This is a genomic window from Mesorhizobium sp. C089B (genome assembly GCF_030323125.1).
Taxonomy (GTDB): domain Bacteria; phylum Pseudomonadota; class Alphaproteobacteria; order Rhizobiales; family Rhizobiaceae; genus Mesorhizobium.
Map to the genome: position 1 here is coordinate 4,851,759 of NZ_CP100469.1, position 15,475 is coordinate 4,867,233.

Annotated in this window: 14 protein-coding genes; 8 read left to right on the forward strand and 6 right to left on the reverse strand. The window is 62.9% G+C overall.

All coding sequences use genetic code 11. The features are described 5' to 3' along the window. The first annotated feature begins 135 nt into the window (after positions 1-135). The 8 genes from NLY44_RS24080 (at position 136) to NLY44_RS24115 (ending at position 9,017) form a co-directional block, all read left to right on the forward strand. The gene (locus NLY44_RS24080) at positions 136-1,446 is read left to right on the forward strand and encodes an ABC transporter substrate-binding protein (protein ID WP_023806257.1); all 1,311 of its coding nucleotides are present in this window, start codon (positions 136-138) and stop codon (positions 1,444-1,446) included. A 122-nt stretch (positions 1,447-1,568) separates the two neighbouring features. Further along, the gene (locus tag NLY44_RS24085; RefSeq protein WP_023671249.1) at positions 1,569-2,441 is read left to right on the forward strand and encodes a carbohydrate ABC transporter permease; all 873 of its coding nucleotides are present in this window, start codon (positions 1,569-1,571) and stop codon (positions 2,439-2,441) included. 11 nt (positions 2,442-2,452) lie between these two features. Beyond that, positions 2,453-3,277, forward strand: a complete 825-nt coding sequence (locus tag NLY44_RS24090) for a carbohydrate ABC transporter permease (protein ID WP_023671250.1) — start codon at positions 2,453-2,455, stop codon at positions 3,275-3,277. A 50-nt stretch (positions 3,278-3,327) separates the two neighbouring features. Then, complete coding sequence (locus NLY44_RS24095; RefSeq protein WP_023806256.1) at positions 3,328-4,332, forward strand: ABC transporter ATP-binding protein; 1,005 nt, start codon at positions 3,328-3,330, stop codon at positions 4,330-4,332. Next, positions 4,329-5,099, forward strand: a complete 771-nt coding sequence (locus NLY44_RS24100; RefSeq protein ID WP_023806255.1) for an L-iditol 2-dehydrogenase — start codon at positions 4,329-4,331, stop codon at positions 5,097-5,099. Before NLY44_RS24095 ends, NLY44_RS24100 begins: the two co-directional genes overlap by 4 nt. A gap of 46 nt (positions 5,100-5,145) precedes the next feature. After that, on the forward strand, positions 5,146-6,624 hold the full coding sequence (locus tag NLY44_RS24105; protein WP_023806254.1) for a mannitol dehydrogenase family protein: 1,479 nt from the start codon (positions 5,146-5,148) through the stop codon (positions 6,622-6,624). An 11-nt stretch (positions 6,625-6,635) separates the two neighbouring features. After that, positions 6,636-7,295, forward strand: a complete 660-nt coding sequence (locus NLY44_RS24110; protein WP_023689170.1) for an HAD family hydrolase — start codon at positions 6,636-6,638, stop codon at positions 7,293-7,295. Between the two features lie 135 nt (positions 7,296-7,430). Next, complete coding sequence (locus NLY44_RS24115; RefSeq protein ID WP_023806253.1) at positions 7,431-9,017, forward strand: FGGY-family carbohydrate kinase; 1,587 nt, start codon at positions 7,431-7,433, stop codon at positions 9,015-9,017. A 54-nt stretch (positions 9,018-9,071) separates the two neighbouring features. Here the strand turns inward: NLY44_RS24115 and NLY44_RS24120 are convergent, their stop codons facing one another. The 6 genes from NLY44_RS24120 to NLY44_RS24145 all read right to left on the reverse strand — a co-directional run bounded on the left by NLY44_RS24120 (position 9,072) and on the right by NLY44_RS24145 (position 15,452). After that, positions 9,072-10,166, reverse strand: a complete 1,095-nt coding sequence (locus tag NLY44_RS24120; RefSeq protein WP_023729774.1) for an ABC transporter ATP-binding protein — start codon at positions 10,164-10,166, stop codon at positions 9,072-9,074. A 2-nt stretch (positions 10,167-10,168) separates the two neighbouring features. Next, entirely contained in the window at positions 10,169-11,215 is a 1,047-nt protein-coding gene (locus NLY44_RS24125; RefSeq protein ID WP_023806252.1) for an NAD(P)-dependent alcohol dehydrogenase, read from the reverse strand. Between the two features lie 15 nt (positions 11,216-11,230). After that, positions 11,231-12,043, reverse strand: coding sequence for a carbohydrate ABC transporter permease (locus tag NLY44_RS24130; RefSeq protein ID WP_023806251.1), 813 nt, complete (start codon positions 12,041-12,043; stop codon positions 11,231-11,233). A 26-nt stretch (positions 12,044-12,069) separates the two neighbouring features. Continuing rightward, positions 12,070-12,936: a carbohydrate ABC transporter permease gene (locus NLY44_RS24135; protein ID WP_023671260.1), complete on the reverse strand. Its 867-nt coding sequence runs from the start codon at positions 12,934-12,936 to the stop codon at positions 12,070-12,072. A gap of 97 nt (positions 12,937-13,033) precedes the next feature. After that, positions 13,034-14,305: an ABC transporter substrate-binding protein gene (locus NLY44_RS24140; RefSeq protein ID WP_023693095.1), complete on the reverse strand. Its 1,272-nt coding sequence runs from the start codon at positions 14,303-14,305 to the stop codon at positions 13,034-13,036. 229 nt (positions 14,306-14,534) lie between these two features. Continuing rightward, entirely contained in the window at positions 14,535-15,452 is a 918-nt protein-coding gene (locus tag NLY44_RS24145) for an AraC family transcriptional regulator (protein ID WP_023671262.1), read from the reverse strand. Between the last annotated feature and the right edge of the window lie 23 nt (positions 15,453-15,475).

The window sequence follows — 15,475 nt, forward strand, 5'->3', positions numbered from 1 at the left end:
CTCTACGCGCGCAACGCCGCGCTCCGCCTTGCGTGCTGCGCTGCAGCATCGAATCTGGCTTGACATAATTTATGCCAAGTGAGTAATTGCCCATTACCAAGGCAAATGCTCATCTTGGTTCATGGGAGGAATTTGATGAAACTGCGCACGCTCACCCTGGGCTTGTTGTCGGCCAGCGCTTTCGCTTTTGCCGCACACGCCGAATCCATCACCATCGCCACGGTCAACAATGGCGACATGGTCCGCATGCAAAAGCTGACCGACGACTTCACCAAGGCTAACCCCGACGTCACGCTCAACTGGGTCACGCTCGAAGAGAACGTGCTGCGCGAGCGCGTCACCACCGACATCGCCACCAAGGGCGGCCAGTATGACGTTATGACCATCGGCACCTACGAGGTTCCGATCTGGGCCAAGCAGAGCTGGCTGTTGCCGCTCGACAAGCTCGGCGACGACTATGACGCCAAGGACATCATCCCGGCCATCGCCGGCGGCCTGTCGGTCGACGGCAAGCTCTATGCCGCGCCCTTCTACGGCGAAAGCTCCTTCGTCATGTACCGCAAGGACCTGATCGAGAAGGCCGGGCTGACCATGCCCGATGCCCCGACCTGGGACTTCATTAAGCAGGCCGCCGACAAGATGACCGACCGCGCCAATGGCGTGAACGGCGTATGCCTGCGCGGCAAGGCCGGCTGGGGCGAGAACACGGCGTTCCTGACGGCCATGTCCAACTCGTTTGGCGCCCGCTGGTTCGACGAGAACTGGAAGCCGCAGTTCGACCAGCCGGAATGGAAGAACACACTGCAGTTCTATGTCGACCTGATGAAGGCCGACGGTCCGGAAGGCGCTTCGTCCAACGGCTTCAACGAGAATCTGGCTCTGTTCCAGCAAGGCAAGTGCGGCATGTGGATCGACGCCACCGTGGCGGCGTCCTTCGTCTCGGATCCGAAGGCCTCGAAGGTGGCCGACAAGGTCGGTTATGCTTTGGCGCCGGACAATGGCCTCGGCAAGCGCGCCAACTGGCTCTGGGCCTGGTCGCTGGCGATCCCCGCAGGCACGCAGAAGGCGGAATCCGCCCAGAAGTTCGTCTCATGGGCAACCAGCAAGCACTATGCCGAACTGGTCGCTTCCAAGGAAGGCTGGGCCAACGTTCCTCCGGGAACGCGTTCCTCGCTCTACGCCAATCCCGAGTACCAGAAGGCGGCCCCGTTCGCCAAGATGACGCTGGACTCGATCAATGCCGCCGATCCGGCGCATCCGACGGTCAAGCCGGTGCCCTATGTCGGTGTGCAGTTCGTCGCCATTCCTGAGTTCCAGGGCCTCGGCACAACCGTTGGCCAGCTGTTCTCGGCGGCGCTCGCCGGCCAGACCAGCGTAGACGACGCGCTCAAGCAGGCGCAGGACGCCGCCACGGCGACCATGACCGAAGGCGGTTATATCAAGTAAGGCTCCTCCCGGTGCCGAACGCCGGTCGCCTCCTGACCGGCGATGGCCGCCCGAGTCCCAGTTCGGGCGGCCGCTTTTTCCCCGCTGTGAAAATTCAGTCCGACTAGTGAAGGGTGACCGTCATGGCTACTCAGCAGACCCGTTCGCTTGCCCGCTTTATGTTGGCGCCATCCGTGGTGCTGCTGTTCGTCTGGATGATCGTGCCGCTGGCACTCACGATCTGGTTCTCCTTCCAGCAGTACAATCCGCTCAATCCGATCCGCGACGGGTTTGTCTGGTTCTCGAATTACTCGCTGTTCTATTCCAACCCGGCATTCCTGCAGTCGATCCTCAACACGCTGGTCCTGGTGGGCAGCGTGCTGCTGATCACCGTCATCGGCGGCATCATGCTGGCGCTGTTGATCGATCAGCCGATGTGGGGACAGGGGATCGTGCGCATCCTCGTCATCTCTCCGTTCTTCGTCATGCCGCCGGTGGCTGCACTTGTCTGGAAGAACATGATCATGCACCCGCAATACGGCGTCTTTGCCGACATTGCGCGCTTCTTCGGCGCCCAGCCAATCGACTGGTTCGGGCAGCATCCGATGCTGGCCATCATCATCATCGTCGCCTGGCAATGGCTGCCCTTCGCAACGCTGATCCTTTTGACCGCCCTGCAGTCGCTCGACGGCGAGCAGAAGGAAGCCGCCGAGATGGACGGCGCCGGCTTCGTCAGCCGCTTCATCTATCTGACGCTGCCGCACATGTCGCGCGCCATCACCGTTGTCATCCTGATCCAGACCATCTTCCTGCTGTCGGTCTATGCCGAAATCCTGGTCACCACCAATGGCGGACCCGGCTATGCCTCCACCAACCTGCCCTTCCTCGTCTACCAGAAGGCATTGCTGGAGTTCAAAATCGGCCAGGCATCGGCCGGCGGTGTCATCGCCGTCATTCTCGCCAACATCGTCGCCTTCTTCGCCATGCGCGCGGTCGGCAAGAACCTGGACAAGTAAGGGAGGATACGATGGCACGTGCAGTCACCACCCAACACAAGGTCATTGCGACAGGCGCCGCCTGGATCGTCGCGCTGCTGATCTTCTTCCCGATCCTCTACACGATCATCACCTCGTTCAAGTCGGAGCAGGAGGCCATCCAGGGCTTCGCGCTGATCCCGTCGGGGACGTTCGAGAGCTATACCGAGGTCCAGGCGCAGAGCGGCTACTTCAAGTTCTTCTTCAACTCGGTGCTGCTCTCGGTCGGCTCGACCATCCTGGCCCTGATCGTCGCGGTTCCGGCCGCCTGGTCGATGGCCTTCTCGCCGGGCAAGTGGACCAAGGACATCCTGATGTGGATGCTCTCGACCAAGATGATGCCGGCCGTTGCCGTGCTGTTCCCGATCTACCTCATCTTCCGCGATGCCGGACTGCTCGACAGCCGCATCGGCCTGATGATCATGCTGATGCTGATCAACCTGCCGATCGTGATCTGGATGCTCTACACCTACTTCCGCGAAATCCCCGGCGAGATCCTGGAAGCGGCACGCATGGACGGCGCCACCCTGTGGGGCGAGATCGTCTATGTGCTGACCCCCATGGCCGTGCCGGGCATCGCCTCGACCATGCTGCTCAACATCATCCTGGCGTGGAACGAAGCGTTCTGGACCATCCGCCTGACCACCACCGAGGCGGCGCCGCTGACGGCCTTCATCAGTTCGTTCTCAAGCCCGCAAGGCCTGTTCTGGGCCAAGCTTTCGGCGGCATCGACGCTGGCCATCGCGCCCATCCTGATCATGGGCTGGTTCAGCCAGAAGCAGCTGGTGCGCGGGCTGACCTTCGGTGCGGTAAAATAACGGACGTTGCCTGAAGCAATCCGGCCAAATAACCCCTCGGGGAGGAAACCATGGGAAACATCACGCTCAAGAACGTCTCCAAGCATTTCGGATCGACGGTCATCATTCCAGGCCTCGACCTGGTCATCGAGAATGGCGAGTTCGTCGTCTTCGTCGGGCCGTCGGGTTGCGGCAAGTCCACGTTGCTGCGCCTCATCGCCGGGCTCGAGGACACCAGCGGGGGCACCATCAACATCGATGGCCGTGACGTCACCGGCGAGGCGCCGGCCAAGCGCAAGCTGGCCATGGTATTCCAGTCCTATGCGCTCTATCCGCATATGACGGTGGCCAAGAACATCGGCTTCCCGCTGAAGATGGCGGGCGAGGATGTGGCGACGATCGACAAGAAGGTGAAGGACGCAGCCCGGGTCCTCAACCTCACCAACTATCTCGAACGCCGGCCCGGCCAGCTCTCTGGCGGCCAGCGGCAACGCGTCGCCATCGGCCGCGCCATCGTGCGCCAGCCCTCGGCATTCCTGTTCGACGAGCCGCTGTCCAATCTCGACGCCGCACTGCGCGGCACCATGCGGCTCGAAATCAGCGAGCTGCACCATCAGCTCAAGACGACGATGGTCTACGTCACCCACGACCAGATCGAAGCCATGACCATGGCCGACAAGATCGTCGTGCTCAACGCCGGCAACATCGAACAGGTCGGCTCGCCGATGGAACTCTACAAGTCGCCGAAGAACCTGTTCGTGGCGGGCTTCATCGGTTCGCCGAAAATGAACCTGATCGAAGGTGCGCCGGCGGCCAAATACAACGCCAAGACCATCGGTATTCGTCCTGAGCATATGGGGATATCGACCACAGCGGGCGACTGGAAAGCCCTTGTCGGCGTCGCCGAGCATCTGGGCTCCGACACCTTCCTGCATGTCCAGGCCGACGGCGTCGGTCCGCTGACGGTACGCGCCGATGGCGAACTGTCAGTACGCCACGGCGACACCATCTATTTGACGCCCGACAAGGTCCGCATGCATCGCTTCGGCCCCGACGGAAAGGCGCTGACGCAGTGAGACTGAAAGGCAAATCGGCGCTGATCACCGGATCCGCGCGCGGCATCGGCAGGGCTTTTGCCGAAGCCTATACGCGCGAGGGTGCCACGGTGGCCATTGCCGATATCAATCTGGCGGCTGCCGAAAAGACGGCCGCCGAGATTGGCGCCAACTCCTATCCGGTCAGGCTCGACGTCAGCGACCTTGCTTCGATCCATGCGGCGGTCAATGCGGTCGAAACAAAGACCGGCGGCCTCGACATACTGATCAACAACGCTGCCTTGTTCGACCTGGCGCCGATCGTCGAGATCACCAAAGCAAGCTACGACAAATTGTTCTCCGTCAACGTCGCCGGCACCTTGTTCATGCTGCAGGCAGCGGCGCGTTCGATGATCGCAAGGGACAAGGGCGGCAAGATCATCAACATCGCCAGCCAGGCAGGACGGCGCGGCGAGCCGCTGGTCGCCGTCTATTGCGCCACCAAGGCCGCCGTCATCTCGCTGACCCAGTCCGCCGGGCTCGACCTGATCAAGCACCGCATCAACGTCAATGGCATCGCGCCCGGCGTCGTCGACAGCGATATGTGGGATGAGGTCGATGCGCTGTTCGCCAAATATGAGAACCGGCCGAAGGGCGAGAAGAAGCGGCTGGTCGGCGAGGGCGTGCCCTATGGCCGCATGGGCAAGCCGGAGGACCTGACCGGCATGGCGGTGTTCCTGGCCAGCGACGACGCCGAGTACATCGTCGCCCAGACCTACAATGTCGATGGCGGCCAATGGATGAGTTGATGGGCCGGGATCACGAAGGCCGCAGCCCGGCCAAAAGGGTAGAAAAATGACCGTGAAACTCTCCTCCTCGATCCTCTCGGAACTCCCCGCCAAGGTCGCCGGTCCGAAATACGACCGCGCTGCGCTCAAACCCGGTATCGTGCATTTCGGCGTCGGCAATTTCCATCGCTCGCATCAGGCGGTCTATCTCGACGATCTCTTCAATGCAGGGATCGGCCATGACTGGGCTCTGGTCGGCGCGGGGGTCTTCGAGGGCGAAAAGCTCGGCCGTTCCAAGCTGCAGGAGCAGGACTGGCTGACGACAGTGGTCGAGCAGGATTCCGACCATATGAGCGCCCGCGTCACCGGCGTCATGATCGACTTCCTGACGCCCGGCGATGCGGATGCCATCATCGACCAGCTCGCCGATCCGGCGATCAAGATCGTCTCGCTGACCATCACGGAAGGCGGTTATTTCATCGATCCGGCCTCGGGCAAGTTCAACCCGACCCACCCCGACATCGTCGCCGACGCACAGGCAGGCACGACGCCGAAGACGGTGTTCGGCCTCATCCTTGCGGGCCTGATGCGCCGCCGCGCCGACGGCATCGTGCCGTTCACCGTCATGTCCTGCGACAACATCCCTCACAATGGCCATGTCACCTCGGATGGCGTCATTGGGCTGGCCCGGCTGATCGATGAGGATCTGGCAAACTGGGTCAGCGACAATGTCGCCTTTCCCAACGGCATGGTCGACCGCATCACCCCCGCCACCTCCGACCGCGAGCGCGGCATTCTCGCCACCGAGTTCGGCCTCGAGGACAACTGGCCGGTGTTCTGCGAGCCGTTCAGGCAATGGGTGCTGGAGGATCATTTCACCGACGGCCGCCCGCCGCTGGAAAAGGTCGGTGTGCAATTCGTGAGGGATGTCGCGCCCTATGAGCTGATGAAGATCCGCATCCTCAATGGCGGTCATGCCACGATCGCTTATCCCGCAGGGTTGATGGACATCCATTTCGTCCATGAGGCGATGCAGGAGCCGCTGGTGCGCGGCTTCCTCGCCAAGCTCGAGCATGACGAGATCATCCCGACCGTGCCGCCGGTGCCGGACACCGTGCTGGAGGATTATTACCAGCTCATCGAGCACCGCTTTTCCAACCCCAAGATCGGCGACACCATCCGCCGGCTTTGCCTCGACGGTTCCAACCGGCAGCCGAAATTCATCATCCCGACCATCGCCGACCGGCTGAAAGCCGGGAAGAGCGTTGCGGGTCTCGCGCTGGAATCGGCGCTGTGGTGCCGCTATTGCTTCGGCACCACCGACAGCGGCGCCGACATCGAAGCCAACGATCCCAGCTGGGACCGGCTGCAGGCAACCGCCAAGGCGGCGAAGGATGCGCCCGGCGCCTGGCTTGCGATGGAGGACATCTATGGCGATGTCGGCCGCTCGGCGGCGTTCGCCGAGGCCTTTGCCCATGCGCTCAACGTCTTGTGGGCGAATGGCACGCGCGCGACGCTGACGCGCTACATCTCCGGCAAGCTCTGACGCCAGCCGCAATGACGCCCGAACTGGTCATCTTCGACTGTGACGGCGTGCTGGTCGACAGCGAGGCGCTGTCGGTTTCGGCTCTGCTCGGCATGATCTCTGCCGCCGGGGGCTCGGTCAGCGAGGATGCGGCCTACGAGCATTTCCTCGGCAAGAGCATGAAGAGCGTGCGCGAGATACTTCTTCGCGATTTCACCATCGACATCACCGACGTGCATCTGACCGATATGCGCGTCGAGCTGATGCGCAAATTCCGCGAGGAGCTGAAGCCGATTCCCGGCATCAGCGACATCCTGCCGAGGCTGGGCGTGCCCTGCTGCGTCGCTTCCTCCGGCACGCTCGACCGCATTCGCTATGCGCTCGACGTTACCGGCCTGCTCGGCCTGCTCGAGCCCCATCTGTTCAGCGCTGCCATGGTCGCGCGCGGCAAGCCGGCGCCGGATCTTTTTCTCCATGCCGCCGCCGCCATGGGCGCGCATCCCGGTAATTGCATCGTAATCGAGGACAGCCCTGCCGGCATCGCGGCGGCGCGTGCGGCCGGCATGCGCGTCTTTGCTTTCACCGGCGGTTCGCACGCCGGCAACCCGGCCTTGAAAGCGCGGCTTGCGTCGAGTGAACCGGACTTTATATTCGCGGACATGCTGCAATTGCCCGATCTGATTGCAGGCTAGAGCATGATGCCGAAAAGTGTGAATCGGTTTTCGGAACGACATCATGCTCTACTTCTTTGATTTAGAGACGGATTCAGATTTCGGGTCGAACAGACCTGAAATCATCCGGCTCTAGGGAGCGAGAGTAAAAGCATCTTGACGAAAAGCTTCGTTTGCGCGGTCGATGTCGGCACCGGGAGCGCCCGCGCGGGCATTCTCGATACGTCAGGCACCTTGCTCGGCCGCGCCGAGCATCCGATCGTCATGAACCAGCCGAAGGCCGATCACGCCGAGCACAATTCGCAGGATATCTGGTCGGCGGTCTGCATCGCGGTGCGTGCCGCGCGCGAAAAGGCCGGTGTGTCAGCCGACGATATTGTCGGCATGTCGTTCGACGCCACCTGCTCGCTGGTGGTGCTGGACAGGAATGCCGGCCAGCTCAGCGTCTCGGTGACGGGCGAACGGCGCTGGGACACCATCGTCTGGCTCGACCATCGCGCCATCGCCGAGGCAGATGAATGCACCGATAGCGGCCACGCCGTACTCGACTATATCGGTGGCGTCATGTCGCCGGAAATGGCGACGCCGAAGCTGATGTGGCTGAAGCGCAATCTGCCGGGAACTTGGCATGAAGCCGGCTACCTGTTCGACCTCACCGATTTCCTGACCTGGAAGGCGACCGGGTCGCTGGCGCGCTCGCAATGCACGCTGACCGCCAAATGGACCTATCTGGCGCATGAGGAAACCGGCTGGCGCCGTGACTTCTTCGACAGGGTCGGGCTTGGCGATCTGTTCGAACACGGCAGCCTGCCGGAGAAGGCAAGTGCTGTCGGTGCCGACATCGGCACGCTCACCCCTGAAGCGGCGGCGGAGTTGGGCTTGAGCGAAAACTGTCGGGTCGGCGCCGGCGTCATCGATGCCTATGCCGGCGCGCTTGGCGTGCTCGGCGGCTTTGCTGGCGACGAGCAGAATATCGGCCGCCATCTGGCATTGATCGCCGGCACCTCGTCCTGCGTCATGGCGATGTCGCCCGACCCGCAGCCTTTCGCCGGCGTCTGGGGTCCATACTATGGCGCCGCACTGCCAAAGCTGTGGCTGTCGGAAGGCGGACAGTCGGCCACTGGTGCCTTGCTCGACCACATCATCCGCTGGCATGGCGCCGGCGGCGAGCCGGATGCGGCCATGCATGCCAAGATCGCCAGGCGCGTCGCTGAACTGCGCAGCACCGAAGGCGACAAGCTGGCGGCGAGGTTGCATGTGCTGCCGGATTTCCACGGCAACCGCTCGCCGCTTGCCGACCCGCATGCCGTCGGCGTGGTCAGCGGGCTGACGCTGGATTCCTCCTTCGACAGTCTGTGCAAGCTGTATTGGCGCACCGCCGTCGGCATCGCGCTCGGCGTGCGCCATGTGCTGGAGGCGCTGAACGAGAACGGCTATCTCATCGACACGCTGCATGTCACCGGCGGCCACACCAAGAACCCGTTGCTGATGGAGCTTTATGCCGACGCGACCGGCTGCGCGGTAATCGAGCCGCTGGCCGACGAAGCCGTTCTGCTCGGCACCGGCATGGTCGCCGCCACCGCGGCCGGTCTGTTCCCGGACCTGAATGCCGCTTGCGTCGCCATGCAGCAAGGCGGCAGGGCGCGCACCTCGAACCGGGCCGCGTCAGGCCGCTTCGACCGCGACTACAGGATTTTCCTCGAAATGCACCGCCAGCGGCAGGAGCTCGACGCCATCAGCTAGAGCAATTCCACGAAAAATGTGAAACGGTTTTCCGTCCGGAATTGCGTACCAAATCTAGGCCTCCTCTCGCCGGCGCAAGGATGCGCCGGTCGCCGAGTCGAACAGATGCACGCTCTCCTCCTCGAATGTGTAGCGCACAGGCGCGCGCAACGCCGGGCATTCGCGGGCCGATACCAATGCGCCGACCTCCTTGCCGCCGCAGGCGAACGTCACCAGCGCGTCATTGCCATGGAACTCGATGAGGTCGGCGGTGCCTTGCAGAAGATTGATGCTCTGAGCGCCGGCGGTCTTCAGGTCCGGCGGTCGGATTCCAAGCACGGCGCGCTGGACGCCGCGTAGATCGAAGCCCGAGCCTTCTATGGAGAAGCTCGAGCCGCCGTCTGTCAGCGTCCAGCGTTCGTCCTTCCGCCCGACGGCCACGTCGATGAAATTCATGTTCGGCGTACCGATGAAGCCGGCGACGAACAGATTGCCCGGCTGGCGATAGATCTCCGCAGGCGAGCCGATCTGTTCGATAACGCCATCCCTGAGCAGCACGATCCGGTCGGCCAGCGTCATCGCTTCCAACTGATCGTGGGTGACATAGACGGTGGTGGTCTTCAGCGACTGATGCAGCCGGGCGATCTCGACCCGCATGTGGTTGCGCAGTTTGGCATCTAGATTGGACAGCGGCTCGTCGAACAGGAACACTTTCGGCGTCTTGATCATGGCGCGCGCAATCGCCACGCGCTGCTGCTGGCCGCCGGAAAGTTCGGTCGGCTTGCGGGCGAGGTAAGGTTCGAGGCCGAGCGTCGTTGCCACCGCCTCGACTCGCTTCCGGATCTCGGCCGGGGGCACTTTCTGTCGCTTGAGCCCAAAGGCGATGTTGTCGAAGATCGTCATATGCGGGTAGAGCGCATAGTTCTGGAAAACCATGGCAATGCCGCGCTCGCCGGGCTCGAGATCGTTGACCACTTTGCCGCCGATCGACACTTCCCCGCCGCTGATATCCTCCAGTCCGGCCAGCATCCTGAGCAAGGTCGACTTGCCGCAGCCGGACGGGCCGAGGAATACGACGAATTCGTGCTCCTCGATCGAGAGATTGAGGTCGCGGATGACGGTGGTGGCGCCGTAAGCCTTGTCGACATGGGAGCAAACGATCGCGGACATGGTCAGCCCTTCTCGCCGGTAAGAAGGATTTGCAGCTTGACGTCTTGCGGCTTGCCTTGCGCCGCCCGCTCGAAGGCCTCGATGCTGTCCGAGAAATCATAAGTGCCGGTGATCAGCGGCTTGAGGTCGACCTTCCCCGAGGCGATCAGCTGCAGCGCGCGGTCGAAGATGTTGGCGTAACGGAACACCGTCTCGATGCGCACTTCCTTGGAGATGGCCGCCGGAACGTTGAGGCTGACCGGTTCGACCGGCAGTCCGACCAGCACCACCGCGCCGCCCGGCCGCACGACATCGAACAGGTCGGCGAATGCCTTCGGGCTGCCGCTCGCCTCGAACACGATATCCGCGCTCCAATTGTCGGTCGCGGCGGAGACTGCGTCGACCAGCGATTGCTCGCTGATATTGACCGGCACGATGCCGGGATATTGTGCGGCAATCTCGAGCTTGGGTGCGGAAAAATCGGAGATCAGCACCTTCGAGCAGCCGCCGGCCAGCGCCGCCAGCGCGATCATGATGCCGATCGGGCCGCAGCCGACGACGACGGCGACGTCGCCAGGCACGATGCGGGCGCGGCTCGCCGCCTGCATGCCGATGGCAAAGGGTTCGACCATCGCGCCTTCGGCGAAGGTGACATTGTCCGGCAGTCTGTAGGTGAAGGCGGCCGGGTGCACCGCATAGGGCGCCAGCACGCCATGCACCGGCGGTGTCGCCCAGAAGCTGACATCGGGATCGACATTATAGATGCCGAGCCTCGTCGCGCGCGACGACAGGTTCGGCACGCCCGGCTCCATGCAGACGCGGTCGCCGACCTTCAGCGTGCCGACATTGGCGCCGACCTCGACGATCGTTCCCGCGGCTTCGTGGCCAAGCACCATCGGAGCCCGCACCACATAGCTGCCGATCGCGCCATGCGTGTAATAGTGCACGTCGCTGCCGCAGACGCCGACCGTGTGGATGGCTATCTTGACATCGCCCGGTCCGACGTCGAGCGGCAGCGCGATCTCGCGCAACGACAGTTCGCCTTTTTTCTCAAGCACCAGTGCCCGCATCGGTAAGTCCTCGCATCAAGTCTTTTTTTGCCGGAAAACGGAATTCAGGAAGCCGCTGAGCACGCCCAGGAACAGCAGCGGCGGTAGCGACAACAGCACGACCGAGGCGTTGAGGATTCCCCACGGCACGTTCATGCCTTGCTGTGAAAGTTCGGAAGCGACGATCGGCAATGTCTTGGCGTTGGAACTGGACAGCATCAGCGCGATCAGGAATTCGTTCCACACCAGCACGAAGCTGAAGGCGACGGCGCCGATCAGCGAGCGCGCCGCTACCGGCAGCGCAATGCGCCAGAACACCGAGTAAGCGCCGTAGCCGTCGACGAAAGCGGCTTCCTCGATTTCCTTCGGCACGGCCTGGAAGGCGGGAATGGCGAGCCACATGATCACCGAGATGGTGAGCAGCGAATAGGTGACGATCAGCGCCGGCAAGGTGTCGTAGAGCCCGATCTGCAGCCAGATCACCATCAGCGGAATGGCGACTGCCACCGGGGGCAGGAAGCGCAGCGACAACACGAAGAACTGGATGTCCCCAGCGAAGCGGTTGGGATAGCGCGCCACCGCATAGGCTGCCGGAAGGCCGAGCATGACGCCGATCAGCACGGCGACGCCGCAGGAAATGACCGAGTTATAGAGACCGGTCATGACGCTGTCGCGGCCGATGATGTAGCTGATGTTGTCGAAGGTCGGGGTAAACACCAGGCGCGGCACGCGGGTGATGATGTCGACATTGTTCTTCAGCGAATTGACCGCCGTCCAGGCGAGCGGAAACACCGCCATGAAGCCGGCGAGGGCCAGGATGATCTTGCCGATGAGGCGGCCCGGTCTCATGCGATACGGTCTCATGCGATTCGACTTCATGCCTGCACCCGCTTCCACAGCATGGTGAACGTGATGACGGTGGCCATCATCATCAGCACCGCCATGGCCGAGGCGTAGGACACCTTGCCGGACTCGATGAAGCCTTGCGAGAAGGCGTACATGTCGAGTGTCTCGGTCGCCACGCCCGGCCCGCCGCGCGTCATCACATAAATCAGGTCGAAGGAGCGCAGCGATTCGATCATCTTGACGAACATCAGGCTGATCAGCGGCGCCTTCAGCATAGGCAAGGTCACATAGGCATGGATCTGCCAGCGTTTGGCGTGGTCGAGCCGCGCCGCTTCGATCGGCTGCGGCGGCAAGGTCTCCAGAAGCTTCAGCACGATGACCGCGAAGAACAGTCCCCACTGCCAGACATCGACCGAGGCGACGGCAAACAGGGCCGTCGACGGCTTCGACAGCGGGTCGAAGATCAGCCCGCCGGTGATCAGCCTGTAGGGATAGGTAGCGATGCCGTAGAGCGGATGATAGGCAAACTTCCACACGAAGGCCGCCGAGACACGCGGCAACAGCACCGGGATGATGAACAGCAGGCAGTAGATGTTGCGCAGCCGCGGCGACGCTACTTCGAACATCAGCACGCCGAGCCCGATCGCCACCATCATCGTCGCCACCACGGTGACGATTTCCCACTTCACCGAAACCCAGACCGCGTTGAGGAAACGCCGGTCGGCGAACAGGTCGATGAAGTTCGACAGCCAGACCCAGGAATAGTCCGACGAGCTCAGCTCGCGGTTCTGCAGCGCAATGACGATGGCGTACAGCGTCGGCACCATCGACAGCACCAGAAGAATGGCGAGCGTCGGAACCAGAAACGTCACGGGCAGGGAAGAGCGTCGGCGCATTGCCTATCCTCGGGCTGTGCCCTTTTGGAGAGACCCGCGGCGCACAGGTCCCGGCATCCGGTCGAATGCCGTGGACCGCGCGCCGCGGGCGGGAGGATTACTTCTTCTTCACCAGCTCGTTGGCGTAGGCCTCGAGTTCGTCGAGGCCGCCCTTGACGTCGGTGCGCGTGCCGGTGACCAGCTCTTCCAGGATGATGCCCCAGCGGTCGCCGAGATCCGGCCAGCGCGGATCCTGCCAGAAGTTCACCGCCGTCACCTTGCCGGTATCGGCAAGCGCCTGGCCGAGATCGGCGCCGTAGATGTCGGCGAACTCCTTGCTGGACAGCACGCTGGTGCGGTTGAGCTCGCCGAATTGGTGCGCGTCGAGCCGGCGCTTCTCGTTCTCTTTCGACGTCGCCCAGGCGATGAACAGGCCGGCGCATTGCTTCGCGGCGTCATCGGCATTGGCCTTGGCGGCGATGGCGAGGCCGTGGCCGTAGCCGCCGCCGGTCAGTGGCGAGGGCGGCGGCAGGAAGCCGATCTTGCCGACCACTTGCGAGGTCTTCGGGTCGACCGCCATGCCCGACAGTGGCGTCGATTCGACCAAGATGGCAACCTGGCCCGACAGGAAGGCGCCGGTCGATTCATCCCAGCTGCCGGTCTGCGTGCCGGGCGCTGAATCCTTGAACAGTTTAAGATAGGTCTCGGTCGCTTTGACCGCGGCCTCGGAGTTGAAAGCCGGCTTGTCACCGTCGAACCATTTTCCGCCATAGGCCTTGAAGAACGGCATCCAGCGCCAGACATTGGCGCCCGAGCCACGCGCGCCGCGCAGCGCGATGCCGTACATGCCCTTGTCGGGATCGGTCAGCTTCGGCACGTCGGCGATCAACTCGTCCAGCGTCTTCGGCGGCTGGATGCCGGCGGCTTCCAGAATGTCCTTGCGGTAGACCATCAGGTCGCCGCCGCCGGTCAGCGGCGCGAACCACACCTTGCCGTCATAGGTGGCGACCTTCTGCCGGCCCGGGTCGAAATCGGCGTAGTCGTAGTCAGCCGGGTAATAGTCGGTGAGCGGCACGATCCATTTCGACGAGGCGAACAGCGCGACATTGGCTTCGTCGACATAGTAGACGTTGTAGTTGCCGACCGTGGACGCATCGGCGCGCGACTTTGCCCGGCGGTCGTTCTCGTTGAGATAGTCGATCTGGAAGCTGGCGCCGGCCAGTTTCTGGAACTCGTCCTTGGACGCCTCCAGCAGCGTCAGCCCGTCACGCGGTTGCGCCAGCACCTTGACCGGCGCCGAGCAGACCGGCGCCGCCAGCGCCATGGTCGAGAGGGTCGTGGTAAGCATGAAAGCTGCGCTTATGCTCGCAGCGAGCCGAATTGGTTTCATTGATTTTCTCCTCCAGGAACAGTCGCAGGAAGCGGAAGTCTTCGGTTGCGCGATCCTCGCCATCGCCCGAGCGACAAGCCACCCATCGCCAAAATGAGGAGTTGCTAAAGGCCGCGCTAGAAGCCCCGTTGCAGCAGACCTGTACTTTTATGCATTGTGCGCTGCAAAATCAGGCCCGCCTGCACGGCCTCTGTCACATGAGTACCGATGGAGTGAGGAAGGCCGGTTTTCAGGCGCGCATCGTCATCCGCTGCTTCGACAGCTTGCGGTAGGATGACGGCGTCATCCGGTGCTTGCGCAGGAAGGCGCGGTTGAAGTTGGAGATGTTCATGTAGCCGACCTGGAAGCAGATGTCGGTGATCGGAATATCGGTGTCCGCCAGCAGCTTGCAGGCTTGCCAGAGCCGGAGCTTGGCGATGTGGTCGCTGAAACTGTTACCGGTGTTTTTCTGGAAGAAGCGCGAAAACGTGCTTTCGCTCATCCCCGCCAGCTCCGCCGCCTCCGGCAGCTTCAGGTCCTCGGCGAAGTGCTGGAAGAGATAGGTCAGCGTGCGCTGGATGATGTCCAGCGAGGTTGCGTCGAGCGCGGGTGAGAAATCCGGCGAGGACAAAAGCTCGTATTCGTCTGTCCTGGCCAGCAGATCGACCAGTTCGAGGAAGAGGCAAAACCGGGCGAGCCCGTGCACGGTGCCCATCCGTTCCATCAGCGCAGCGCCGTCGAGCGCGGCGCGGCCATGGAAGACGATGCCGCGCAGCGATCGCTCCAGGAACGGTTCTAGTTCGCGCAGCTCCGGCAGCAGTCCCGCCGAGCCGCGCAGCCGCTGCGGATCGAATTGCAGCACGATGTCGCGTCCTTCGATCAGCTCGCCGGGTTGCACCGATGTCACCCAGTCATGCGGCAGCCCGCCGCCGACGATGCTCAGGTAGCCCGGCCCGAATTCGCCGATGTGATCGCCGACCAGCGCGACCCCGGAAGACTTCCTCAGCAGATGGATCTCGTATTCCGGATGAAAATTCCAGACATTGCGCTCCCAGGGATAGTCGTCGAGCCGCCACAGGAAACTGTCGCTCGCCTCGGTGACGATGTGCTCGAAAGCGGGCACCGTGCGCGGGATCGCGGCCGTGTTCTTTCTGCGCCTGAATGCCATCGTCTGTTCTCCGGGGCGAATGA